Genomic DNA, 24,331 nt, shown 5'->3' on the forward strand with positions numbered 1-24,331 from the left:
GCATCACAATGATCAGTAACCGCCAGCAAGTGACCGATAGGATTCTCACCGCCAAGGTGAAAAAAGACCTGAAGTGGTCCCAGGTTGCCGACGCCGTAGGCCAGTCCAAGGAGTGGACCACTGCCGCCTGCCTCGGGCAGATGACCTTTACTAAACAACAGGCCGAAATCGTGGGTGAGCTGTTCGATCTCGACGACGAAGCTGTCGCCTGGTTGCAGATCGCCCCCTACAAAGGTTCCCTGCCCACCGCCGTGCCCACCGATCCACTGATTTACCGCCTGTACGAACTGGTGAATGTCTACGGCACCACCATCAAGGAACTGATTCATGAGGAATTTGGCGATGGCATCATGAGTGCGATCGACTTTTCCATGGATATCCAGCGGGAAGAGGACCCCAAGGGCGACCGCGTAAATATGGTGATGTCCGGCAAGTTCCTGCCCTACAAGATGTACTGAGCCTCAGCGGATATCTCGGCGCCGGCGGCGTGACCGCTGCCGGCGTCACGTCCCTGCAACCTGTCGCTGCCACACTCGTATACAATACTGGTCCAGCTACGAGACCCGTTGGTATGAGCTTGAGTACAGCGTCCTCCCCTGACACCCCCACACAAAACTCTGTTTTCGATTCCTCGCTGACCGTGGAAACAGCAGCCGCGCAACTGGCAGATTTCATCCGTCGCCACCCGAGGTTAACGGTGCTGACCGGCGCCGGTGTCAGTACCGATTCCGGCATTCCCGATTACCGCGATCACAACGGACAGTGGAAGCGCAAGCCGCCGGTGGATCACCGGGAGTTTATGGCGAGCGCGGCCACCCGCCAGCGCTATTGGGGCCGCGCACTGATCGGGTGGCCGGTGATCCGCAATTCGGCACCGAATCCGGCACATTTTCACCTGGCGGAGCTGGAGCGGCGCGGGCATATCAATCTGTTGATCACACAGAATGTGGATCGGCTGCATCAGCGGGCGGGGAGCACGCGGGTCGTTGATCTGCACGGGCGCGCGGATGAGATTCGCTGCATGGGTTGTGACTACCGGGTGATGCGGCAGCTGGTACACGACCGCAGTTATGACCTGAACCCGACCTTTCGCCACTACACCGCGGAGACGGCGCCGGATGGGGATGCAGACCTGGAAGTGGATTTCAGTAATTTTCAGGTAGCCGACTGCCCGGTTTGTCACGGAATTCTGAAACCCGACGTGGTCTTCTTTGGGGATAACGTGCCAAAGGCACGGCTGGAGCAGTCACTGGCTGCCCTGCGCGATAGCGACGCGCTGCTGGTAGTTGGGTCCTCACTGATGGTCTATTCGGGATTTCGATTTTGCCGCATTGCAAAAGAGTGGAACAAGCCGCAGGCGTCTCTCACCCTCGGACGCACCCGCGCCGATGACCTGATTGACCTCAAGCTGAATACCCGGATCGCGGAAACACTGGCCACGGTGCTGCAGCAACTGTAAGTGCCATCGAAATCCCCCGCGCGCTTTCTTCTTTAGCCTGCTTTACTCTGCACGCAAACCCCAGCCAAATACCGGAAGACAGGTCAGCTTCGGCACGCCAAAGCACAGTAACTGCCGCCACTTCAGCGGCAGCCGGTGCATTTTTATCACCCCAGACCAGCACAAAATAATGGCAGGCATATTTACTCGCGAAAAAAATTCTCCATCAGAATCTATTAGCAATTGAGCTGACTGAAAAATAACACGTCGACGAATGGATTCTTCATGGAAGCGCATACTCCAGCCCACGCCATTAATCTGCAAACATCAACGCCCGCGCCAGAAAAATCCGGATTCAGCCTGAATGTCGAGCTTACCCTGGAGGGCGCAAAAAAATTGCTTCACTATTGGGAGCGCACAGACCCGAGAAGCACGCCCAGAGTAGCTACGGCAAAAGCCGATTTTTTCCTGCCATTTCTCTCCGAGATACCCGGTGAAAAAACGCCCTATGTGGTGCAATGGAAAACAAACGGGATACCCGATGGAATACTGATAGGCCGACTGAGTGTTAGGCGCCCGCTAATAGAAATCGGCAATTGGCGGGTTCCGATGCCACGGCTTCGCACCCTGAACATTACCGAGGGTGGACTTGAGGCACTGAGCGCAGAAACTGCCCGGCAGCAGAAAAAATACCTGCAAGAGTTACTGGCCGACGGGAATCTGGACTGCATTTCCATATTTCGCCTGTCGCCGGAGGGGGAAATCGGACAATTGCTCGAACATGGACTCAACCGCCCAGGCGATGGCAACCCGGAAAAAATGGCCCGCTGGTTCACCGAACTCGTTGATCGCCACGGAAGCCCGGTCGCCACCAATTCGGCAAAAACACGCAGCGGATTTCGCCGCAAAGACCGCAAGCTGGTTGAGGCGTTTAACGGTTCCGTTGAAGTACGGGAAATTCGCGACCCGGCAGACGTCGCTGGTTTTTTAAAGGTGGCCGTTAACATCGTAGCCGCCAGCTATCAACAGAGCATCGGCGTGGGAGTAAAGGACGATGCGTCCTGGAAAAGTGTGTCGAGAATCCACGCCAGCAACGGCAGCTTCCGCGGCTACCTGCTGGAAGCCGCAGGCGAACCCATTGCCTATATCGTAGGGCCGTTAGTAGACGGTACCTTTACCCTGCTGGCCACGTCCTTTCTCCCACAATACGGAAGATTGGCACCGGGCACCTATTTGCTTCGCAGAGTAATCGAACGACTACAGGACGAAGGCGTTCGCTGGATCGACTACGGTATTGGCGATTACAGTTACAAAGAACTCTATGGCACCTGGCGGCGGGAAGATGCTTCAATGAATTTTTACGCGTCGTCACCTAAAGCACGTGCTGCCAGGCTGCTAAACAGCCTGGCCAATACCGCCAACCGATTCCTTCAATCCAGCGGCCTGCTGAAGCGTCTCAAGCACATACGCCGACTTGTTATCGACCGTCTGAGAAAAACCTAAGCAGACGCGTATTCCCCGTAGCGCGATCGTTGAACTGCAGCAAACGTTCGATCAGTTATTTTCACCCTGCTCAGAGAGCTTATCTTCCGTGCGAAGTTCAAAGTCACTGGCATCGTGTCGCTCGTGCAACTGCTCGGAAGGGTCGCCCCAGGTGCGGTTCACCATATTCCCACGTTTGACGGCTGGACGCTGGCCAATTTCATCCACCCAGCGATTTACATTTTTGTAGGTGTGGGCTTCAAGAAACTCCGCGGCATCGTAGGCCTTGTTTTTTACCACCGCACCATACCAGGGCCAGATGGCCATATCGGCGATGGTGTACTCCTTACCGGCAATATACGGATGCTCGGCCAGCTGGCGATCGAGAACGTCCAGTTGGCGCTTGACCTCCATGGTGTAGCGATTAATTGGGTATTCGTATTTTTCCGGCGCGTAGGCGTAGAAATGACCAAAACCACCGCCAAGAAATGGCCCCGCCCCCATTTGCCAAAACAGCCAGTTCAGGGCTTCGGTACGCTGTTCCGGCGTGTGCGGCAAAAAGGCGCCGAACTTTTCCGCCAGGTACAGCAAGATAGAGCCTGACTCAAACACGCGGATCGGCGGCGTGGTGCTGTGGTCTACCAGTGCGGGGATTTTGGAATTGGGGTTGATATCCACAAAGCCACTGGCGAACTGGTCGCCTTCGGTAATGCGGATCAGGTGAGCGTCGTACTCGGCGCCCTTGTGTCCCAGTGCCAGTAGCTCTTCGAGCATGATCGTCACTTTGACACCGTTGGGGGTAGCCAGAGAATAGAGCTGCATCGGGTGCTTGCCCACCGGCAGTTCTTTTTCATGGGTGGAACCGGCGATGGGGCGGTTGATATTGGCGAACTGACCGCCACTTTCAGAATCCCATTTCCAGACCTTGGGTGGGGTATACACATCCGACATATCAACGACTCCAGCTTCGATGGGTAAATGTAATTTGGGGAGGCTTATCAATTTAATTGGCGTGCTTCACGCGCAGCCGCGCGATGATATCACCGGCAACTTTTTCCCCGTACAGAGAAAGACCACCCTGGCGAGCCCTGGCAACCCATAGGCGCGCTTCCTGCGCGTCGCCAGTCTGGTCGCGTACGGATAACATCCCGGCAAGGTTTAGCATATTGCTCACATCCCCGGGAACCAGATCAGCTAACTCGCGACGGATGTTGATCACGCGGTCGTGCTGATCGGTCCGCCTCAATGCGGCCGCAATGCGATTCAGATACATAGGGTAGAAATCCGGGTAGTACTCCTGCAACGGCTTCTCCAGGGTTTCCAGTACCGCAAGGGATTCCGTATAGCTACGCTGCTGATACAAGGCATTGGCGTAGCGATAGCGTATCAAGGGATCCTGACAGTCCAGTTTGGTAACCAAGTAGGCCAGTGCCTGAATCTGGTCGTCAAAAGCCTTCAGAGTGCGAGGGTCTCCACGCCCCAGTTCATCAAATAACCGCGCCCATTTGGCATAGTTGCTCAAGCCAACGTCCACCGCCCAGTCAGAATGCTCCCCCTGGCAAGGGGAGGGGGATGAGCCATATGCGGCCAACTCAACCTGATCCCGCGGCCGCCCACGATACGCAAACGCCTCCACTGCCGTGTCGTAGCTGCGATTGGGCTCCGTAGCTACTGTGGGAAAACTGAATATAAGCAGCAAAACAGCCGCAAGCGGTCCAAGCAAGGTAACAAATTGGGGGCTTTTTCCGGGGTTAGTCAACATGACTCAAGTTCCATCTTTAATTTCAAGTTGAATATCGATTCTCTACATCCGCGTGTGGATTTGTATACGCCTTCTCATCAATCACGGCAAAGGACCAGCTCTAAAAACAAACTGTTGGGATCGTCGGTGTACTCTGCAAAGGGAGGGCACTCAGTAAACCCGTGGCGTCGATACAGTCGGTGTGCTGGCTGGAAGAACGCCATGGAACCGGTTTCCAAGCTGAGGCGTGTATAGCCCCGCCGACGTGCCTCAGCGATGATGTGCTGCAACATGGCACTTCCCACACCCCGCCCCCGCGCATCGGCGCCGGTACGCATGGACTTGATTTCGCCATGGTCCGCAGACAGCGCCTTCAGCGCGCCGCACCCTACCAGCTGGTCTCCGTCATATACCGACCAGAAAGTAATGTCCGGCTGGCGCAGCCCGTCCAGATCCAGGGCGTGTTTGCTCTCCGGGGGCGAGGTAGCACGCATATCATCGATATGCGTCTGTAAAAGCTCGGCAATTTCCTTGCCCGTGAGGTCATCCCGAATGATTTGTAGTCCTTCCAGCATCGTCAGCGCCCCAATTTTTAGGGTTGGATATGATGCCAGAGTTTACCTCAATTCTACTGAGGGAGCCCCCGACTACTATTTCCACTTGCGCCGAATCAGCCAAATTATTATTCCTCTTACGACACGAGCGCCACCTTTAATCTCGCGAGTGGTTGCTTTCAATTTTTTGGACAAGTTGTTATACGCTTCCCTTGTCGGGTATGGCATAGCCCAGCACCAAGTGATTCACACGGATCACAAGTTTCTATCTCGCACTCGCGAAGGGCACGACACATGGCACTCGCAAAGTTTCCGAAAATAACCTGTTTCTATCCGTGTGCCCGCGAAGGGCGCGACCGATCTTGTCTGTGTCATGCCACAGCATCACCATGTTTCTATCCACGCGCCCGCGAAGGGCGCGACGTTTTATCTCCAATGTTTTTTCGCTTGCTTTTTTGTTTCTATCCACGCGCCCGCGAAGGGCGCGACCAGCAGGCGCAGTGATACCAGGAATGCGATAAATCGTTTCTATCCACGCGCCCGCGAAGGGCGCGACGTCATATACTCTCGGAACGCCGTTTTTATCGGTGTTTCTATCCACGCGCCCGCGAAGGGCGCGACGGTGTGTGATGACGGGCTATGCGAGGAATACCAGGTTTCTATCCACGCGCCCGCGAAGGGCGCGACGGGCCAGCAACGACCCGTTTGCGAAGCGTCTGCTGTTTCTATCCACGCGCCCGCGAAGGGCGCGACAGCGTACACATTAATTTTTGTTTCGTTGAGACAGGTTTCTATCCACGCGCCCGCGAAGGGCGCGACCTGCTGGCTATCGGCAGCGTGGCCAATCGTTCACTGTTTCTATCCACGCGCCCGCGAAGGGCGCGACATAGCGTCGCTACCCTGTGCGGTTGGTTCAGGTGTTTCTATCCACGCGCCCGCGAAGGGCGCGACTCGCGGTTCTGGTCGCATTTTTGCAGGAAGTCATTGTTTCTATCCACGCGCCCGCGAAGGGCGCGACCATGAAAAGAGCGTCGGCGCGGTCTGTGAGCGTGTTTCTATCCACGCGCCCGCGAAGGGCGCGACACCAGCGGCCGGAAATAGCCTACAGGCCAAGGGAGGTTTCTATCCACGCGCCCGCGAAGGGCGCGACTCCTTGTGTATTTTTCCGATATTGGGTGACACAAGTTTCTATCCACGCGCCCGCGAAGGGCGCGACGTGGTCTTGGACTGCTTCTTCGGCACCTTGAGTCCGTTTCTATCCACGCGCCCGCGAAGGGCGCGACGGTGTGCGCTTCCATCCACAACTGCAGGTGGGTGGTTTCTATCCACGCGCCCGCGAAGGGCGCGACGCAAACATCCAATTTTCCATAAGCTCTTTAATAGGTTTCTATCCACGCGCCCGCGAAGGGCGCGACGCAGACAATCATCAACTCCGCCAAGGTGGAAGTGGTTTCTATCCACGCGCCCGCGAAGGGCGCGACCCAGGTCTACGCACGCTATGAGCGCAGGCACAAAGTTTCTATCCACGCGCCCGCGAAGGGCGCGACCCGCCAGACGCAGCAACACCCCCGCCACCAGGCAGTTTCTATCCACGCGCCCGCGAAGGGCGCGACAGCGAGGCCGGCGAAAAGCTGCGCGCCCTGGCGGGTTTCTATCCACGCGCCCGCGAAGGGCGCGACAACAAGGCCCATAGCAGCCATGCCGACTGCGGTAGTTTCTATCCACGCGCCCGCGAAGGGCGCGACCTTGCCGCTGCGGTTGGCGGACGCCAGCGCCCGGTTTCTATCCACGCGCCCGCGAAGGGCGCGACCGTCAAACGGTAGCCAGGCAAACACGTTTTCCATGTTTCTATCCACGCGCCCGCGAAGGGCGCGACCCAAGTCGTCGGCCAGGCGGTGGAGGCGTTCATTGTTTCTATCCACGCGCCCGCGAAGGGCGCGACAGATCCGCGGTACCAACGCGCTCGCCGGCTCGGCAGTTTCTATCCACGCGCCCGCGAAGGGCGCGACTGTTGACCAGAGTGGGCACCCAATCAAGGACAGAGTTTCTATCCACGCGCCCGCGAAGGGCGCGACATTCGGGATGCGTATAATCGCGCCCGGATCAAAGCGTTTCTATCCACGCGCCCGCGAAGGGCGCGACGGTGGGGCTGATTTGGATATTGAGGGGATAACATGTTTCTATCCACGCGCCCGCGAAGGGCGCGACGTGTAGTGCGCGCGGTATAATTTGCCCTCCCACCAGTTTCTATCCACGCGCCCGCGAAGGGCGCGACGATAAAAACGGCGTACAGCGAAAATATGACGCGGGTTTCTATCCACGCGCCCGCGAAGGGCGCGACAGTTGACCGCGGTTACCGTTGCACTGCCCGTGTTGTTTCTATCCACGCGCCCGCGAAGGGCGCGACTTGACTATTCCAGGAGCTACCAGACGCAGCGCCGGTTTCTATCCACGCGCCCGCGAAGGGCGCGACCCGAAGCTTTTAAAAGACCCATTGGGGCCGTGATGTTTCTATCCACGCGCCCGCGAAGGGCGCGACTCCATCTTCGTATCTCTCGCCCACACCATCCACGTTTCTATCCACGCGCCCGCGAAGGGCGCGACGACCGATTCAGGTCCCGAAGTTTTGTTGCATCAGGTTTCTATCCACGCGCCCGCGAAGGGCGCGACCGTCCAGGCGGTTTTCCCCGTAGCCGTTTTCGGAGTTTCTATCCACGCGCCCGCGAAGGGCGCGACTGGTTGTTTCCTCAGAAATTGTCGTTGGTGTTTATGTTTCTATCCACGCGCCCGCGAAGGGCGCGACTCGAGGCGCAGGGCCAGCTGGATATTACCAAGCTGTTTCTATCCACGCGCCCGCGAAGGGCGCGACTGGACCACCAAAGCCAGCTGGATATCACCAAGCTGTTTCTATCCACGCGCCCGCGAAGGGCGCGACTTGTGCTGTCGTTGCAGCAGCAGGTGGAGGGCAAGTTTCTATCCACGCGCCCGCGAAGGGCGCGACCTGGCTAAAAAATGACACGTTGCCCAGGGACCCGGTTTCTATCCACGCGCCCGCGAAGGGCGCGACCTGCCGGCACTAGTGCCCAAGGCGTTGTTGTAAACGTTTCTATCCACGCGCCCGCGAAGGGCGCGACAGGGTTTTTGTGAGGTGCGGGCACTTATAACGCCGGTTTCTATCCACGCGCCCGCGAAGGGCGCGACTTGCCCCCGGCCTCAAGTACTACGGCTGACCCATGTTTCTATCCACGCGCCCGCGAAGGGCGCGACGTCCAGCGCAGCGGCACCCGCGTAGGCACCCGTGGGTTTCTATCCACGCGCCCGCGAAGGGCGCGACACGACCAGCGCACCTGTTCCGCACCATCAAAGCGGTTTCTATCCACGCGCCCGCGAAGGGCGCGACGACGTCCACCAGCGGGGTCGCGGTGAGTACGCCTGTTTCTATCCACGCGCCCGCGAAGGGCGCGACGCTGGCTTGTTGTAGTCGCGGCGCGGGATAGTGCGTTTCTATCCACGCGCCCGCGAAGGGCGCGACCTTCGGGGACGTTTTTGTCGTAGTCCGAAATCGTGTTTCTATCCACGCGCCCGCGAAGGGCGCGACTCACGGCAACGTGATCAGCTCGTTTACCGTTGAGGTTTCTATCCACGCGCCCGCGAAGGGCGCGACTGGGCGTACTCGATCAGTCCGGCATGGTGTTGCAGTTTCTATCCACGCGCCCGCGAAGGGCGCGACTGCCCTGTCCTTCGCGCAAACCGCCAACACGTCAGTTTCTATCCACGCGCCCGCGAAGGGCGCGACTGCTCGGGATACGCGACACGGCGGTCTGCGAATTTGTTTCTATCCACGCGCCCGCGAAGGGCGCGACGTATCGCCAGCAGGAATTCTATTTGGCCCTGGGTGTTTCTATCCACGCGCCCGCGAAGGGCGCGACCCACTGAGGGTTTTGAATATGTACGGGCGTTATGTTTCTATCCACGCGCCCGCGAAGGGCGCGACGGCGGCAGCCGGTGCGCCCCCACTTTGATAACCAGTTTCTATCCACGCGCCCGCGAAGGGCGCGACCGCGCAATTGTAAGTTGTTAAGGGGAAAAGAGAAATTCTGCAATTTCCGCTAATCAATGCAGTTCGGAAAATATAGGGCCAAATGATGCGTAGAAAAAATGAGCAACCATCAGAAAATCAATATGTTAGGACTCCGCTACCCCCCCAGGGTTCGCATGAGTACTGGAGGTCAGCGGCTACAGAATCAACGCGTCGCGAAGAGGATCTTCGACCTGTTTGGCTCCGAAATGCTCGACCCGCTGGCGACCTCGCTTGCCGAGAGAATAGAACCTGAGACTATCTTCGTCCGACTCATAAGTTTCCAGTAGCCGATTCTTGAGGAAGGTAAACTGGGCTGGGTCAACTTCGCATTCGAATACGGAGTTCTGAACTCGGACACCGTAGTCCAGGCAGATTTTCGCGATGTTTCTCAGTCGTCTACGACCCTCCGCCGTAGTAACGCTGACATCGTAAGTGACGAGAACTAGCATTTCATTTCACCACGTAGGGTGTATAGCACTCTGTATCCCCTCTTAGATGCCGGGCCAACAGCAGAGCTTGACTGTGAGGTAACAGGCCAATTGGCAACTGCTCTTGTAGATAAGGGTGCGTTAACTCCTCCTGCTTGCGCTGCTGGTAAAGTGTTAAAAGCTTTTTCCGGGCGTCTTCTTGTAGTCGCACAGCCCCACTCGCTTCAGTGACAAAATCTCCGGACTGGATCTGTCGACGATTAACCAGTGTGAGGACAAAGCGGTCAGCCCAAGAGGCTCGGAATTCCTCTAGAAGATCCAACGCGAGACTGGCTCGGCCTGGTCGATCCCTGTGCAGAAATCCAACATAAGGATCGAGTCCCACTCCCTGTAATGCAGAGACACATTCCTGCGTAACAAGAGAATAAATAAAAGATAGCAGCGCATTGATAGGGTCTGTTGGTGGCCGCCTGACTCTACCACCAAACGCAAACCCGGAACCTCGTAGTAGCTCATCAAATACAGAGAAATAACAGCTCGCGGCATCGCCCTCGATACCGCGCACTTCATCTACAGATTTGGCAGTACGCGCACGTCTCAGACTGGATGCCAGTCTATCCGCAGCAGTAGTGAGTCTAGGATTATCGCCATGATTCCTGAGTTCCCTCAGAAGTACTGAACGGCTATTGGCGATTTTCGCTGCAACAAACAACCGAGCAATCTCTTTGCTGCGATCACTACAATCTGCCCAACGATATTGCGTTCTGCGCAGCAATACATTCCCGGTCTGACGCCCGTGAACTCTGGCGAGAAACCGACCGTATTCCGTATAAAATGCAATAGAAATACCATTTTCCGCACAGTAACCCATCAAGAACGGCGACACGGAAACCCGACCAAAACATAGGATTCCTCCCAGGGAAAGTGCTGGGAACTGACCTAATTTCTCGTCACCCTGTTTGATGACAATCGTTTCCCGATCCTTGTGCAGATAGCTTTCCTGACGGGTAATGTACAGAGTGTTGAGCAGTTTTTTCAAAATTCAAACAACTCCCTTGCATAGCGGACTGAGTTGTCGCGACGGAAACGATCTGGACCACACAGGTCTCTAAGCGAACAGGCTCGGCAGCGGCTATTGTCCGATATCGGCTTCGGCGTTTGGCCTAGCTCGATCAATGAGTGGCAGTTTTCAATCATCGAGAGAGTCAAATTACGTAGGTCAGGACTCAGCGCCACCAGCTCCCGCCGTCGAACTTCCCAGTACCAGATAGCGCCTTCAGTCACCTGAATGGAGCGCATTTCCTCGATACACAACGCCTGAGCACATACCTGAATGCGATCCCAGTCCACTAACTTGGGCTTACCCCGTTTGTATTCCACCGGGACAAAGCGCTCACTACCATGAACTTCCAACAGGTCGAGCTTCCCTGTCAGACGAAGATGCTCCGAGCGCAACATTACACTGCGCTCAAAACGTACATCCTTGCGCTGCTCGGCTACACCGGAATCCACACGCTCGTGCAGTATCCTCCCTTCCGCGGTATAGCGATTTTCTGCCCACGCCTGCTCTATATGAATCAGCGCGAACTGCCGCGGACAGTAGGCGTAGTGCTGAAGTGCAGAAAGGGGCAGAAAATCGTCCATAGTGCGACCTACAGTTTTTCCTCGACGGACACCCCTACTGGCAGGGATTCAGCATCGACCGTCACACGATAATCCTGGAAGCCACGAGCAGGAGAATCATCCTCACCTTCAACTCTCTCAACCTTGACTGATTCAAATAACTTGTGGGCCGGTGCATTACCCATCGGATGATCGTGCTTGAACACGATCAGTTTCCGTGCGGACATTTCACCGCGCGCAGCGGAACGATCGTGTTCGAACATGTTGATGAACGCACGCCACAGAAGCTCCAGATCGCCATCGGAAAATCCGGTGCGCTCGGCAAGTTTGGCCGATATGTATCCGTGGGCGCGGTAGAGACCATAAGGAACGATGTATTTTCGTCCCATAGTGCGCTCTTTCTCTAGATCCCGATCGTTGGTTACCGCCATGCGCGTGATGGAAACCTCCATGGGCACCACGGGATCAATCGAGGAAGCGAAAGCCATCTGGATGGGGCCTCGCACCTGGCCGGCGTTGATTTCAGTCGTCATCACGGCACCGAAGGCCCGCACATCAAAGAAATTTTTGCACATCCAGGCCGTCAACTCCCTGGCCTTGGCCTCCTCTTTTGGCAGTTTCTTGGGTACTGATTCAATATCAAGCGCTTCATAAGCCAGCTTGTGCTGGTTGTTCAACACCGACTTTTCCTGCATGTAAATTTTGTAACCAGCCTCAGCTTCTTTCTCCAGACTCACATAATTGCGAATCTTCCTCTTCAGGCAGACATCGGTCACCAGGCCCTGGTTGGTTTCCGGGTCCAGGCGCGGCAAGTTACCGGCATCAGGATCACCGTTGGGGTTGCCATTGGTTACATCAAACAAAAAAACAAATTCATAGCGGTTAGTGATGGCACTCATAATTCAACTCCTTCTTCAATACTGGATTCCTGACCGACGTAGCGGGCTTTGTTCTGGTGATAGTAACCAATGGCAAAGCGCCCTTGAGCCTCGATGCGCAGACTCTTCGGGAAACTTGGCAACTTATCAACGATTTCATTGATCTGCTTTGCAAGATTTTTCGCCGCTCCCCTGTTGTCTTTTCGCAGACGGCTGAGATGATGCTGGGCATTGCGTACTAACACTGGGAATACGATGGCCGGCGTGGCGGAAGCGGAACCGTAATAGCGATCACGAATTGTTGAGTTAACGCTACCCCCCAGGGCTTTTTCCTGTGCATTTTCTAGCACGGCGAAGAGCCGCCCCAGCAGGTAGCCAGGTTCGACATTTTCTATGTCTAGACTCATAGGGATCTCCTTTTCTTTCAATTTATTGGCAATACGCGCATCTCTGACCAATACCGCTTTACACAGAGCCACGCGCAAAGGCGAGATATCGCCGTCGGCACGCATACGCATGATTAGATTTGCAAGTAGGCTCTGGGGATAACGACCTCCAGTTAAAACTGCACGGATCATTTCCCCCGTCAAATTTGGTTTTACCTTCTCGTGAGCATTTTTTTTGATGTTCTTATTGTTATCGAACCGCTCATGTGGAGGAATTGTTTGCAACAATAACCAACCTACAGAAGGCTCCCTTTTCCAAGGCAGTGGCTGCAATTCCAGATCCCGATAATGCTGCGCCAGACGCTCGACAAAGCTGTGCAGTGATCCGGACTCCCAGAAACGTACCGATAGACGGGATGCATTGGGTGCGAGACCAAGTACGCACACTCTAGTGTCGTCTTCCAGTTCCGGATCGAGTTCTCTCATAGGTCGGCCCTTGGCTACGACTTCCAGAGCTGATCGCAGCTTATCAGCCTCAGAATCATCGGTCGCTGACGGGTCGAGTAGCCCGGAGAATAATCCCTCTGCCGCCTCCGCATTCGCAGTTGAACTGGATTCCGCCCAGAAAACTACCGAGGTATTCCCCAGCTGCAGTCGCTGGCGACTGCCTTTTCGGAGAAGATGATTTAAGGCCGTGGTATATCCAAATGCAGCATTTATTGAAACTGGCGCATTATCTCCTTGAACCTTCCCGTAAGAACTAAAGGCGGGATTTTCTCGATTGAATGAAACAATATTTGCCCCAGAACTCTGAGCACCATTAACTCCTTTCACAACAGGGTGAAGTCGCGCGATAGAATCTTCTTCTCCAGTCACCAAGCAAAGAGATTTACTGTCCTGCTCCTCTTCCCTGTGCCGCTGAGTGATAATTTTTTGCGCAACGGAACTTTCATGAAGATAGCAAAACTCTCCGTCGACACGAAAAACAACATTCGAATCCATCAACTCATCGCCAAAACGTGTGAGCCTATCGTATTTCTCATAGTCAGCAGGGTTCCAAGCGTCGAGAAATTTTAGAAACGCCACAACCGATGGATCTTTAACATCAGAAAGTGCTTCCTTATGCAACAGTTTAAACGCAAGATGCTCTTCACTTGCTCTCTTACTTGTTGAGCTTACCCCAAGTGCATAACTAGTTTTATCCCAGAGAAAATTTGATTTAACTCCAGATGTACGCTTTTCAGGCTGCGGCACACAAAGCAATCTCGCTTCAGGCCTCTTCCCTGTAGTATCAAGAATTTTCCACACATCAACTAACTCTCCCTTCTTGGACAAGAGCAGTACAAAGCTAATTTTCTCTTGGCTATACCCAAAAGGTGCCACGCCATCTACTTGCCTTGCCATTAGGCGCTGATAGTAGTTATTTAGTGCCGAGAGGATCATGCTTTTACCTCCTCACTGACAAACGGCGGAACCTCGATCAAGCCGTCACGCATGCAAGCGCGGAAGAATCGTGGTTCACAACCGTTCTTAAAATCGAAATCGTGTAGCATCCACCCTAGATCGCGCTCGCCAACCAGTGATACGTCCGGCTCCGGCTCACCTTCCTCAAAAAGACGGAAATTTGCCGGAAACTCACGCACACCCATACAAGGCGCATGGAAATATTGCCCCTTGCGTGCGCGACGATTGAAGATATCCAGGTGTTTACCTTCGCTGTCGTCTGCACCTGCCTTTTCGGTAATTTCAAAATGCGCTTCAATCACATACGCTACGTCACGCAGTACGGTGGCGGCACGCTGCTGTCGTTCTTTCGGATCGTCCACGTAATTGACCAGCCCCGCGGTAGTGCCGGCGTTCATTGCGGAACTCACGTTACGCGCACTGATCTTGCTGCCCACTTCATTTCGGCGTATCGATTCAAAGCGGATAGGTTTGAGTACCTGTATCCGATCGATTACCCAGCGGATGGCCGGCTTCCAATGAATGGCCTCCAGAATACCGCGTGCCGCCGAGGGGGTAATTACATCGTAACTTACCCTCTCCACTTTCATCTCCGGTCGGGTAAAACAGGCCCGCTCGCCCCAGACCATCAATCTTGTTCCGTATGCCATTGTTCCTCCAAGATCCACGCCACTATGCAGCGACTTGTTTACATCACCGATTTTTCCGCGCTGATAAACGACGGGTCGTCCCAGTCCAATCCAAATTTTTTGTGGTACATATCCTCATTCACCAGCTCCATAAACTGTTCGCCGAAGCGGTCAAACTGCACGGGCTGAATTGCCCCAGTGCCCCTCAGTGTTTTGAAAGCCTTCTCCGGCAACTGCACCAGATAGGGTTGTAGCCTGCGCGCAATGCCGCCACAGGATTCCGCCCACGCTAAAGCTCGCAACGCATTTTTTGCCTCGTCGTCGTAGGGCACAATGACAGGCAACATTTTGCTGTCGATCATGCGGAAATCCCTGGCCAGATTTTCGTAGGGAATACCATCCAATTGGCCGTCTTCCACCGATTTCAGCATGGGTGCGCCCAATTGATCCCGACCTTTCACCCAGTAGAGTTCACGGAAGTAATCTTGGATCGCATCCAAGGACAGCGGATTTACGTAGCGGCGGAAGACAGAGCGTGCAGCCCCGGCGAACTGCTCTACATCTGGTGGCGTGGGCCAGTCGCTGGCAACAGCAAACACGTATACGTTGCTTTCCACCGAATGCCGCCGCCCCTCGCGGTTGCAGCGGCCGGCGGCCTGGGCAATGGAGTCCAATCCAGCTTCAGCGCGAAATACCGTGGGGAAATCCACATCAACACCCGCTTCGATCAATGACGTGGCAATCAACCGGCAAGGCTCGCCGCTCTTTAACAGCTGCCGAATCTCCTTCAGCGCATGGCTGCGATGCTTGGCGCACATCAAAGTGGTGAGGTGGCGTGCACCCGGCAGATGGGAAATTGACTGATATAGGCTGCGGGCGTGGCGGCGGCTGTTGACGATACATAGTACCTGCTCACGCTGGGCTATCTCGGCCACCAGCTCTTCGTCGGTAAGCGGGCCGCGATAATGCACCCTTACCCGCTCCAGTTGTCTGAGCAGTTGTGCAGGCTCGGGGGCCAGCTCTCGCACATTCGTCAGCCCGCTTGCGAAGCCCTCTTCCACTTTCAGCGCTGGCTGCGTTGCAGTACACAGGACAAGACTGGTTCGATAGTTCATAGCCAGTTCATCCATTGCCGTAACGCAGGGCACCAGTAACTTGAGCGGCAGCGTTTGTGCTTCGTCCAGAATCACTACACTGCCGGCGATATTGTGCAGCTTGCGGCAGCGGGAGCTTCGATTGGCGAACAGGCTCTCGAAAAATTGCACCGAAGTGGTTACGACGATCGGTGCTTCCCAGTTCTCCATTGCCAGACGGAGCTTATCTATCGATTGCGGATCACTGCTTTTGGTCCCGTCATCAGTAAAGGCGCTGTGGTGTTCCAATACTGCCGCGTCGCCCAAATCGCCCAACGCCTGGCGGAATACCGCGGCGTTCTGCTCAACGATACTGGTGAAGGGAATTACGAAGATCACGCGGCGCAAGCCGTGGGCTATGCCGTGATCCAAAGCGAACGCCAAGGAGGCTAGCGTCTTCCCGCCCCCCGTGGGCACATTAAGAGAGAAGAGCCCTGGCGCTTGTCCCGAGTTACTACGCACATGCTCAAGTATCCCGGCACGGATACGGTTTACCTCGGAATCCGGCTTGAACTGGCTGAGCGTTTGATCCAACCGTTCCCGCAGCGCAGACAGGGATGGAAATACCTGGTCGCGGCCTTCTAGCCCCTTGTCCTTTTTGAGGTAAAAGGCCTCGGTATCGAGATAATCCGCATCCACAAGGCAGGAAAAGAGCATGCGACCGAGAAAGGAGAGCTGAAAGGCACCGCGACCTTTTACGGGCCGGAAGCTCTCCGGCGGTAGCAAGGTCTCCGGCAGTTCAATCTCACTTTCCCAGCGGGGCAGAAGTTGCGGCAACTCCTTTCTCAAACGGTCTTTGAGACTTGTGCGCTCACCACTGTCGCGGCCATTGGCGAGGCCCGCGTGGTGACCGGCAATGGCATATGCGATAAGCTTTCCCATGGGACCAAAACGCTCGACCGCCATCACGGCACCATGTGTAGCGTGGTCTACACGTGCCGGGCTGCCCTCCAGCCTCTGCTGAAATTCTTCCGTGTACTTGCCGAGATCGTGTAGCAACCCTTCCGCACTGGCAGCACCCTCCCCCCCAAAGATGGCTGCTTTCTGCGCAGCCAGCTCTCCTACCGCAGAAAGATGTCCAGCTAGCGTCTGCCAGTCCGATTTGTCGTCCCTTTCGGTTGAGTGTGCATAAAAGTCAATCCGCGGTAACTCCGACATTGGATTTCTATCCTAAATTTTGATTAACCCAAATTTAACCGCAGCACCGTCAACTACAAACACTGCACAAATCCCCACGTAATCCCAATTGACATTCCAGGCGAAACCCAGGCGGTATGCGCTTAAAATAGCCACTGTTTAACGTCGTCATAGTTGACAAGTACCAGCTGCTGCGCCTCCGGTCGGCCCTCAAGCATTTTGGTATTCACCCGCATTTCCTGAAGCAAATAGTTCACCAGTGGAGCGCGGGTTGTCAGATGGAGTTGACCGTTTTCCAAGCCATAGTCGTGTTCCAGCACGGCCTTTTGCTCTTCACTGAGCCGGAAGTCCGGCTCCACAACCACAGTAACTAGCGTGCTCCAGTCGATATCACGCTCTGCGGTTTGTACTGAGTTATTCAATATCTCCGGCTGACCATGGAAGCGACTCAAGACAAAGTCACGGTATTCACCGTTCTTTTCACACCAGGCGCGTAAATGCCAGCGGGGACCGGTATTGACGAAGGTGTGGGGGACAATCACGCGGCCCTCACGGTCAGGGTTGGCGATGGAGCCGTAGTCCACCTCTACGCGGCGGGATTCGCGCAGGGCGCGCACCAGCGGACGTATGACCTCTGGAGTGACATTCCTGGGCGGGTGGGGAAGGATGAAATGCGGCAGGTATATCGAGGATTGATGTGAAAGGGGTTGTGCCTGGAAGCCACTCATCCAACTGAGATATTCCGCTACGTCGCCATTGATGTAATGGCAGCAGAAGTCGGCGCTGGGCAGGTTCGCCTTATCCTTGTGACGGTACTCCATCAGGTTTTCGGGAAAGGCTTTGCGGTATCGGTTAATTTCCGTACTGGCATGCTGTCGACTGATATCAAAGAAGTCGCATAGATGCTTTGTAGTGAGCCGACCTTCCCAGTATGCGATCAACTCAATGAGCCAGAAACGGCGGTTCTGTACTTCTTCCATGGTGCTAACCGGGCCGCCTTTATTTTTGAGAACTGGTTGGCACCTTTTACGACATTGATAGAGGCGGGTCAATTACACCCTGTTACGCCGAAATTTTGCACAAAACCGACAAAATCTCGTTTGAAACCTATCGCTTTTCCTGCGCATCGGCCTACCGTCTACCGATATCCCAAAATGACATAGTCACCAAGTTGAACGCCCATACCCGCTCCCCCATAATACCGCCCCCGATTGACAGGTACTTTTTTCACCTCTACAGACCGCGTTGACAAACCCCGGCGTGAGGGTCAGGTAAGATCAACTGACCACCTCTATGTCGCCGCGCCCAACCCGGCTACTTTTTATACAAGTGCAACGCCGGCAGTAAGCCTGAACGGACTACCTATGACCGAATTTACCGTCATCCTGCTCTCCACCATCCTGGTGAACAACTATGTGCTGGTGCAGTTCCTCGGCCTGTGTCCGTTCATGGGGGTTTCCAACAAGCTGGAAACAGCCATCGGCATGGCCGGCGCCACGACCTTTGTGTTGACCCTGGCAGCCATCTGTTCCTATCTGGTGAATACCTACCTGCTCGAACCCTTCGGCATGGAATACCTGCGCACCATTTCCTTCATTCTGGTGATCGCGGTGGTAGTGCAGTTTGCGCGGATGTTTATCGAGAAAACCAGCCCGCTCCTGTACCGGGTGCTGGGGGTTTTCCTTCCCCTTATCACCACCAACTGCGCGGTGCTGGGCGTGGCGCTGCAGAATACCCTGAAGGCAAACAATTTTGTCCAATCCACCCTGTACGGATTCGGCGCGGCGGTGGGATTTTCCCTGGTATTGATCCTATTCTCCGCCATGCGTGAACGCCTTGCGATGGCCGACGTGCCCAAACCCTTCAAGGGCGCGGCCATCGGTATGATGACGGCGGGACTGATGTCCCTGGCCTTTATGGGCTTTAGCGGATTGGTATAAGGAGGAGGCGATAATGGAATGGCTGTCTGACGTATCCACGCCCCTGCTGGTTCTCGGCGGAATGGCACTTATTTTCGGTGGCCTGCTGGGCTTTGCCGCGGTGCGTTTCAAGGTGGAGGGTGACCCTATCGTCGACCAGATCGACGCCCTGCTACCCCAAACTCAGTGCGGCCAGTGCGGCCACCCGGGCTGCCGCCCCTACGCCGAGGCCATCGCCAATGGCGAGGCCATCAACAAATGCCCCCCCGGTGGCCAGGCCACCATCAATGAACTCGCCAACCTGCTGGACGTGGAAGCTCCGGCCCTGGATGCCGAGCATGGGGTAGAAGACGTCAAGAAAGTGGCGTTTATCCGCGAGGCGGAGTGCATCGGCTGCACCAAGTGCATCCAGGCCTGCCCGGTCGACGCCATCGTCGGCGCCGCCAAGCAGATGCACACGGTGATTGTGGACGAGTGCACCGGCTGCGACCTGTGTGTGGAACCCTGCCCGGTGGACTGTATCGATATGGTGCCATTGGAGACGAGCCTACAGCAGTGGCACCCGAACAAACCCAAAGACGGTATTCAATTGATCGCCAGTGACAGACCCGACCTGCACCTCGATGACCGGAGTGCAGCATGAGCCAGGTAGATGAAAGGCACCACGCCAACGAGCACCGTGCGGCCCGCGAAGCGCACCTGATCGCCAGTGAAAAAGCCCGGGATCTGTCCCGCGAGCTGAAGATCAACGATTTCCACGGCGGCATCCACCCGCCGGAAAACAAGCATCAATCCACCGCCGAGCCCATAGGTAGCATTCCGCTGGCGGAAGATTTGATCGTGCCGCTGAATCAGCATATCGGCGCCACCGCCATTCCGCTGGTCAAGCTCGGCGACCTGGTATTGAAAGGCCAGAAGATTGCCGAGGCCGACGGTCCGGTAAGCTGCCCGGTACACGCGCCCTCTTCCGGCAAGGTGGTTGCCATTGAGCCGATGACGGTGCCCCACCCCTCCGGCATGGTGGCGGACTGTATCCAGATCCGCACCGACGGCCGCGATGAATGGTGTGCGCTCACTCCGCTGGCGGACTACAAAAATCGTGATGCGGAAGAACTCTTGGAGCAGATCCGCAACTCCGGTATCGCCGGCATGGGCGGTGCAGGCTTCCCCACCGCGGTGAAACTCAGCCCCCGCGGCGGCGCGGTCATCGACACCCTGATCATTAACGGTACCGAGTGCGAGCCCTATATCACCGCGGACGATATGCTGATGCGCGAGCGCGCCGGTGAAATCATCGGTGGTGTGGAAATACTTGCGCACCTGCTGGACCAGCCAGAGCGGGTACTCATCGGTATCGAGGACAACAAGCCGGAAGCCATCGCCGCCATGAAACAGGCCGCGGAAGGTACCCGCTTCCATGTGGTGGTCTTCCCTACCAAGTATCCGTCCGGTGGTGAAAAGCAGCTGATCCAGATTCTGACCGGGCGCGAAGTACCCAATGAGGGCCTGCCGGCCAATGTGGGCATCGTGTGCCAGAACGTGGGCACCGCACGCGCGGTATTCCGTGCAGTCACCCTGGGCGAACCGCTGATCAGCCGTGTGACGACGGTGGTGGGGGAATCCCTGGCCCGCCAGCGCAATATCGAGGTACCTCTCGGCACCCCCATTCGCCATATCCTGGAAAACCACGGTATCGACCGCAAACAACTGCAGCGTATCGTGATCGGCGGGCCAATGATGGGTTACACCGTCGAGGACGAAAACGCGCCGGTGGTAAAAACCACCAACTGTATTCTCGCGCCCACCTATCAAGAGCTGCCACCACCGCCGCCGGCGCAGGCCTGTATCCGCTGCGGCCTGTGTGCAGAGGCCTGCCCCGCCAGCCTGCTGCCCCAGCAGCTTTACTGGTATGCGCGCGCCGAGGACCGCGAAAAGCTCCAGGCTTACAATCTGTTCGACTGCATCGAGTGCGGCGCCTGCTCCTATGTGTGCCCCTCCAGTATTCCACTGGTGCAGTACTATCGCGCCGCCAAGGGCGATATCCGCGAAGCGCGACTGGAAAAGGAAAAGGCCGATCGTGCGCGCGAGCGCTTCGAGTATCGCAAGCTGCGCCTGGAAAAGGCCGAGCAGGAAAAAGAAGCCAAACGCCTGGCGCGCAAGATAGCCGCGGAAGAAGCCCGCAAGCAGCGCGAGCAGAACGCCGACTCTCCGGAGGCGCAGGCCGCCAAGCAGGAATCCGATGTCGTCGCCGCGGCTATGGCACGGGTAAAGGCCAAACAGGCCTCTCCGGAGCAGCAGCTGGCCCGGGCCCAGCGCACACTCACCAGTGCCGAGCACAGAGTGGAGCGGATGTTACAGAAAGTGGCCGAGGCGGACGAAGCGCAGCGCCCACAACTGGAAGCGCAGCTGAAGACCGCCGAGCTGAAACTTCAGGACGCCCGCGACAAGCTGGCCGAAGCCCAAAAACAGAACGCACAACCGGCTGCGTCGACACCGGCATCGGATCTATCCCCGGCCGCAGCCAGCGACGCGGAACCGTCCATCGCCGAAGACAAACTGACCGTGGCCGGCGCTTCGTCCTCAGCCGCAAATGCCGCCATTGAGAAAGCCAGGGCCGCTGCCGCCGCCCGCGCCAGCATGAGCCCTCAGGAAAAGCTCACTTCGGAAATCGACGCGCTGAAAAAAAGGGTGGCAAAGGCCGAAGCGCGGCTGCAAAAAGCCCGCAGTGAAGACGACCCCAACACCGCCGCGTTTGAAACTGCGCTTAGCAAACTGCAGGACAAGCTGGCAGACAAACAGCAACAGGCCGGCGAGCAGGACTGAGGCGAGGGAGAAAAGAGAAATACCATGTCCCTGATGCGAATCACATCCCCCCACGCCCACTCGGGCCAGAGCACCGCCAAGGTGATGCTGCAGGTGGCCGCCGCCACCATACCCGGCATACTGGCGCTGGTGATCTACTTTGGCGTGGGTGTCCTGATCAATATCGCCCTGTGTGTCGCCACCGCGCTGGTCACCGAAGCCGCGGTCATGAAACTGCGCAATCGCCCCGTGGGCTTTTACCTGAAGGACTACAGCGCCCTGGTAACAGCCCTGTTGCTGGGTATTGCCCTGCCCCCCTACTGCGCCTGGTGGCTGCCGGTATTGGGCGCCTTCGTCGCTATCGCACTGGCAAAACAACTGTACGGCGGCATGGGCTACAATCCGTTCAACCCCGCGATGGTGGGCTACGTGGTACTGCTGATCAGCTATCCGGTAGAGATGACCCGCTGGGTAGCGCCGGCTGAGCTGATCCATGGCACCCCCGACCTGAAAGAAACCTTCGCCCTGATCTTCGGCCATATGAATGTGGACGGTTTCACCCGCGCCACACCGCTGGAAATCGTTCGCCACAACGAATCTACCATTCTCGCCCAGCTATACCAGATGGAACCAGTGTTCAGCCAGGGTAACGTCGCCGGTATCGGCTGGGAGATGGCCAACCTCGGCTTCCTGCTGGGCGGCCTGTTCCTGCTGTACCGCCGTTTGATTACCTGGCACGCACCGGTGGCTATGCTCGCCACCCTGGCCATCCTTTCTGTAGTGTTTTACGACGGGGGCAGCTCCCTGAGTGAGGGCTCACCACTGCTGCATCTGTTTTCCGGTGCCACCATGCTCGGGGCCTTCTTTATCGTTACCGATCCGGTAAGCGGTTGCACCAGCAACAAGGGCCGGCTGATTTTTGGCGCCGGCGTAGGACTGCTGGTGTTCGTGATCCGCGCCTGGGGCGCCTATCCGGATGCGGTGGCGTTTGCGGTGCTGCTGATGAACTTCGCCGCACCCTTTATCGATAACTACACGCTGCCGCGCACCTATGGCCACAAGGCCGCGCGCAAGGCCACCGACCTGGAGGAACAGTGATGCTGAAGCGCTCCATCGGTTCCAATGCGGTGGTACTGGCCCTGTTCGCCCTCGCCACCGCCGGCACCCTCGCCATCACCCAGATCACCACCAAAGAGCCCATCGAGCGGGCTATCCGAGAGGCGTCGGCCAGGGCGCTGTTGGAGATCATCCCCATCGAGCGCCACAGCAACGACCTGCTGGTGGACACCTATCCCATTCCCAAACAGTACTGGGCACTGCTGGGGTTGAAGCAGCAGGCGGATATCAACCTGGCCCGGCAAGCTGACGGCCGTGTGACGGCCGTGATCATCCCCGCCGTCGCTCCGGATGGCTACTCCGGCCCCATCCGTTTGCTGGTTGGGGTCAATTTCGACGGCACCATAGCCGGAGTACGGGTCACCAGTCACGCAGAAACACCCGGTCTCGGCGATAAGGTGGAAGTGAAGAAAAGCGACTGGATACTCTCGTTCAATGGCAAGTCCCTACAGGATCCGGGACGGGACATGTGGGCGGTAGAGAAAGACGGCGGCGCCTTCGATCAGTTCACTGGTGCCACCATTACCCCGCGCGCCGTGGTCAATCAGGTGCGCAGGGTGCTCGACTTTGTGAAGGAGCATCACCAGGAAATTTTCACTGCGCCGGTGTCCAACCGCGCCGTTGAGGTCGCGCAGCCGCAGGCTTCCGACGGGGAAAAGTCCGCTAACGGTAACGGGGCAAGCAGTAAGAAAAACAACGGGGAGAACAACTGATGGCCACCCCAGGCTCAACACCCAACTACAGCGAAATCACCCACAACGGTCTGTGGAAAAACAACCCTGCACTGGTGCAGTTGCTCGGGCTCTGTCCGCTGCTGGCGGTCACCGGTTCGGTGGTCAATGCCATCGGTCTGGGCCTTGCCACCACCGCGGTACTGGCCTGCTCCAACCTGGCGGTGTCCCTGGTACGTCACCAGATGCCGGAGACCGTGCGGCTGCCTGCGTCGGTGATGATTATCGCCACCTTTGTCACCTGTGCCGAACTGTTGATGAAAGCCTTTACCTACGAACTCTATCTGGTGCTGGGCATTTTCATTCCACTGATCGTGACCAACTGTGCAATTCTCGGCCGCGCCGATGCCTTTGCCAGCAAGAATCCGGTACTGCCGTCCCTATTGGATGGACTTATGATGGGACTCGGGTTCAGTGCGGTGCTTGTTGTGATCGGTGCGGTGCGGGAAATTATCGGTCGCGGCACCTTATTCAGTGACATGGAACTGCTGCTCGGCCCGGTCGCCGCAAACTGGGCCATTCCGGTCATGGGACAGGACTACTCCGGGTTTCTGGTGGCGGTACTGCCGCCGGGAGCCTTTCTTGTGGCGGGTTTGCTGATTGCGGCCAAAAATGCCATTGATGCCGGAATTGAACGGCGGCGCAACACTTCGGTAAAAATTGTCAGCGGCAGCAAGCGTGTGCGCACCACAGGAAAAATCCAGTAACGTTCTCACTGAATAGATCCACTATATTCCGCAAAAAATGCCGGCCTGGTGAACAGCGCCGGCATTTTTTATAGACCCAAAG

Annotated in this window: 21 protein-coding genes and 1 CRISPR repeat array; of the genes, 9 read left to right on the forward strand and 12 right to left on the reverse strand. The window is 56.6% G+C overall.

Annotated elements, in window-relative coordinates; all coding sequences use genetic code 11:
- Positions 1–8 precede the first annotated feature (8 nt).
- Positions 9–458 (forward strand): cyanase, encoded by a 450-nt coding sequence (gene cynS / locus PVT68_RS07345; protein WP_280322056.1) that lies wholly within the window; start codon positions 9–11, stop codon positions 456–458.
- Between the two features lie 113 nt (positions 459–571).
- A complete protein-coding gene (locus PVT68_RS07350) occupies positions 572–1,459 on the forward strand; it encodes an NAD-dependent protein deacetylase (protein WP_280322057.1) in 888 nt (295 codons plus the stop codon).
- Positions 1,460–1,501: 42 nt separating this feature from the next.
- Here PVT68_RS07350 and PVT68_RS07355 read toward each other — a convergent pair whose 3' ends face one another.
- Complete coding sequence (locus PVT68_RS07355; protein WP_280322058.1) at positions 1,502–1,762, reverse strand: hypothetical protein; 261 nt, start codon at positions 1,760–1,762, stop codon at positions 1,502–1,504.
- A gap of 285 nt (positions 1,763–2,047) precedes the next feature.
- Between PVT68_RS07355 and PVT68_RS07360 the strand changes: the two genes are divergently transcribed.
- Positions 2,048–2,941, forward strand: a complete 894-nt coding sequence (locus PVT68_RS07360) for a GNAT family N-acetyltransferase (protein WP_280322059.1) — start codon at positions 2,048–2,050, stop codon at positions 2,939–2,941.
- A gap of 51 nt (positions 2,942–2,992) precedes the next feature.
- Here the strand turns inward: PVT68_RS07360 and yghU are convergent, their stop codons facing one another.
- The 11 genes from yghU to PVT68_RS07415 form a co-directional block, all read right to left on the reverse strand.
- A complete protein-coding gene (gene yghU, locus PVT68_RS07365; protein ID WP_280322060.1) occupies positions 2,993–3,871 on the reverse strand; it encodes a glutathione-dependent disulfide-bond oxidoreductase in 879 nt (292 codons plus the stop codon).
- 52 nt (positions 3,872–3,923) lie between these two features.
- Positions 3,924–4,682: a tetratricopeptide repeat protein gene (locus tag PVT68_RS07370; RefSeq protein WP_280322061.1), complete on the reverse strand. Its 759-nt coding sequence runs from the start codon at positions 4,680–4,682 to the stop codon at positions 3,924–3,926.
- 77 nt (positions 4,683–4,759) lie between these two features.
- Positions 4,760–5,236, reverse strand: coding sequence for a GNAT family N-acetyltransferase (locus PVT68_RS07375; protein ID WP_280322062.1), 477 nt, complete (start codon positions 5,234–5,236; stop codon positions 4,760–4,762).
- Positions 5,237–5,540: 304 nt separating this feature from the next.
- Positions 5,541–9,275: a CRISPR direct-repeat array (repeat unit 32 nt; unit sequence GTTTCTATCCACGCGCCCGCGAAGGGCGCGAC).
- Between the two features lie 176 nt (positions 9,276–9,451).
- Positions 9,452–9,745, reverse strand: coding sequence for a CRISPR-associated endonuclease Cas2 (cas2, locus tag PVT68_RS07380; protein WP_280322063.1), 294 nt, complete (start codon positions 9,743–9,745; stop codon positions 9,452–9,454).
- Between the two features lies 1 nt (position 9,746).
- Positions 9,747–10,763, reverse strand: coding sequence for a type I-C CRISPR-associated endonuclease Cas1c (gene cas1c, locus PVT68_RS07385; RefSeq protein ID WP_280322064.1), 1,017 nt, complete (start codon positions 10,761–10,763; stop codon positions 9,747–9,749).
- Positions 10,760–11,368 carry a CRISPR-associated protein Cas4 gene (cas4, locus tag PVT68_RS07390; RefSeq protein WP_280322066.1) on the reverse strand — a complete coding sequence of 203 codons (609 nt, stop codon included), beginning with the start codon at positions 11,366–11,368 and terminating at the stop codon, positions 10,760–10,762. Before cas4 ends, cas1c begins: the two co-directional genes overlap by 4 nt.
- 8 nt (positions 11,369–11,376) lie before the next feature.
- A complete protein-coding gene (gene cas7c / locus PVT68_RS07395) occupies positions 11,377–12,246 on the reverse strand; it encodes a type I-C CRISPR-associated protein Cas7/Csd2 (protein ID WP_280322067.1) in 870 nt (289 codons plus the stop codon).
- Entirely contained in the window at positions 12,243–14,054 is a 1,812-nt protein-coding gene (gene cas8c / locus PVT68_RS07400; protein ID WP_280322068.1) for a type I-C CRISPR-associated protein Cas8c/Csd1, read from the reverse strand. The genes cas7c and cas8c overlap by 4 nt, the downstream gene beginning before the upstream one ends.
- A complete protein-coding gene (cas5c, locus tag PVT68_RS07405; protein WP_280322069.1) occupies positions 14,051–14,725 on the reverse strand; it encodes a type I-C CRISPR-associated protein Cas5c in 675 nt (224 codons plus the stop codon). Before cas5c ends, cas8c begins: the two co-directional genes overlap by 4 nt.
- Before the next feature lie 38 nt (positions 14,726–14,763).
- The gene (gene cas3 / locus PVT68_RS07410) at positions 14,764–16,995 is read right to left on the reverse strand and encodes a CRISPR-associated helicase Cas3' (protein WP_280322070.1); all 2,232 of its coding nucleotides are present in this window, start codon (positions 16,993–16,995) and stop codon (positions 14,764–14,766) included.
- Positions 16,996–17,117: 122 nt separating this feature from the next.
- A complete protein-coding gene (locus PVT68_RS07415) occupies positions 17,118–17,954 on the reverse strand; it encodes a helix-turn-helix transcriptional regulator (protein WP_280322072.1) in 837 nt (278 codons plus the stop codon).
- A 384-nt stretch (positions 17,955–18,338) separates the two neighbouring features.
- Here PVT68_RS07415 and rsxA point away from each other — a divergent pair, with 384 nt between their 5' ends.
- Genes rsxA through PVT68_RS07445 form a run of 6 tightly spaced genes read left to right on the forward strand, consistent with a single transcriptional unit; the run spans position 18,339 to position 24,249 of the window.
- Positions 18,339–18,914: an electron transport complex subunit RsxA gene (rsxA, locus tag PVT68_RS07420; RefSeq protein WP_280322074.1), complete on the forward strand. Its 576-nt coding sequence runs from the start codon at positions 18,339–18,341 to the stop codon at positions 18,912–18,914.
- A 13-nt stretch (positions 18,915–18,927) separates the two neighbouring features.
- A complete protein-coding gene (rsxB, locus tag PVT68_RS07425) occupies positions 18,928–19,536 on the forward strand; it encodes an electron transport complex subunit RsxB (protein WP_280322075.1) in 609 nt (202 codons plus the stop codon).
- Positions 19,533–21,716: an electron transport complex subunit RsxC gene (gene rsxC, locus PVT68_RS07430; RefSeq protein WP_280322076.1), complete on the forward strand. Its 2,184-nt coding sequence runs from the start codon at positions 19,533–19,535 to the stop codon at positions 21,714–21,716. Before rsxB ends, rsxC begins: the two co-directional genes overlap by 4 nt.
- 24 nt (positions 21,717–21,740) lie before the next feature.
- Positions 21,741–22,793, forward strand: a complete 1,053-nt coding sequence (rsxD, locus tag PVT68_RS07435) for an electron transport complex subunit RsxD (protein WP_280322077.1) — start codon at positions 21,741–21,743, stop codon at positions 22,791–22,793.
- Positions 22,793–23,524 carry an electron transport complex subunit RsxG gene (rsxG, locus tag PVT68_RS07440; protein ID WP_280322078.1) on the forward strand — a complete coding sequence of 244 codons (732 nt, stop codon included), beginning with the start codon at positions 22,793–22,795 and terminating at the stop codon, positions 23,522–23,524. Before rsxD ends, rsxG begins: the two co-directional genes overlap by 1 nt.
- On the forward strand, positions 23,524–24,249 hold the full coding sequence (locus tag PVT68_RS07445) for an electron transport complex subunit E (protein WP_280322079.1): 726 nt from the start codon (positions 23,524–23,526) through the stop codon (positions 24,247–24,249). Before rsxG ends, PVT68_RS07445 begins: the two co-directional genes overlap by 1 nt.
- The last annotated feature ends 82 nt before the right edge of the window (positions 24,250–24,331 follow it).

This window comes from Microbulbifer bruguierae, from assembly GCF_029869925.1.
Lineage (GTDB): Bacteria > Pseudomonadota > Gammaproteobacteria > Pseudomonadales > Cellvibrionaceae > Microbulbifer > Microbulbifer bruguierae.

Excerpts from the sequence above, each read along its gene's own strand:
- cas2 (WP_280322063.1), bottom strand. The coding sequence starts at position 9,745 with ATGCTAGTTCTCGTCACTTACGATGTCAGCGTTACTACGGCGGAGGGT.
- yghU (WP_280322060.1), bottom strand. The coding sequence starts at position 3,871 with ATGTCGGATGTGTATACCCCACCCAAGGTCTGGAAATGGGATTCTGAA.
- PVT68_RS07445 (WP_280322079.1), top strand. The coding sequence starts at position 23,524 with ATGGCCACCCCAGGCTCAACACCCAACTACAGCGAAATCACCCACAAC.
- rsxG (WP_280322078.1), top strand. The coding sequence starts at position 22,793 with ATGCTGAAGCGCTCCATCGGTTCCAATGCGGTGGTACTGGCCCTGTTC.
- PVT68_RS07415 (WP_280322072.1), bottom strand. The coding sequence starts at position 17,954 with ATGGAAGAAGTACAGAACCGCCGTTTCTGGCTCATTGAGTTGATCGCA.
- cas4 (WP_280322066.1), bottom strand. The coding sequence starts at position 11,368 with ATGGACGATTTTCTGCCCCTTTCTGCACTTCAGCACTACGCCTACTGT.
- rsxD (WP_280322077.1), top strand. The coding sequence starts at position 21,741 with ATGTCCCTGATGCGAATCACATCCCCCCACGCCCACTCGGGCCAGAGC.
- PVT68_RS07350 (WP_280322057.1), top strand. The coding sequence starts at position 572 with ATGAGCTTGAGTACAGCGTCCTCCCCTGACACCCCCACACAAAACTCT.
- rsxB (WP_280322075.1), top strand. The coding sequence starts at position 18,928 with ATGGAATGGCTGTCTGACGTATCCACGCCCCTGCTGGTTCTCGGCGGA.
- rsxC (WP_280322076.1), top strand. The coding sequence starts at position 19,533 with ATGAGCCAGGTAGATGAAAGGCACCACGCCAACGAGCACCGTGCGGCC.
- PVT68_RS07370 (WP_280322061.1), bottom strand. The coding sequence starts at position 4,682 with ATGTTGACTAACCCCGGAAAAAGCCCCCAATTTGTTACCTTGCTTGGA.
- rsxA (WP_280322074.1), top strand. The coding sequence starts at position 18,339 with ATGACCGAATTTACCGTCATCCTGCTCTCCACCATCCTGGTGAACAAC.
- cas8c (WP_280322068.1), bottom strand. The coding sequence starts at position 14,054 with ATGATCCTCTCGGCACTAAATAACTACTATCAGCGCCTAATGGCAAGG.
- cynS (WP_280322056.1), top strand. The coding sequence starts at position 9 with ATGATCAGTAACCGCCAGCAAGTGACCGATAGGATTCTCACCGCCAAG.
- cas7c (WP_280322067.1), bottom strand. The coding sequence starts at position 12,246 with ATGAGTGCCATCACTAACCGCTATGAATTTGTTTTTTTGTTTGATGTA.
- cas3 (WP_280322070.1), bottom strand. The coding sequence starts at position 16,995 with ATGTCGGAGTTACCGCGGATTGACTTTTATGCACACTCAACCGAAAGG.
- PVT68_RS07360 (WP_280322059.1), top strand. The coding sequence starts at position 2,048 with ATGCCACGGCTTCGCACCCTGAACATTACCGAGGGTGGACTTGAGGCA.
- PVT68_RS07375 (WP_280322062.1), bottom strand. The coding sequence starts at position 5,236 with ATGCTGGAAGGACTACAAATCATTCGGGATGACCTCACGGGCAAGGAA.
- cas5c (WP_280322069.1), bottom strand. The coding sequence starts at position 14,725 with ATGGCATACGGAACAAGATTGATGGTCTGGGGCGAGCGGGCCTGTTTT.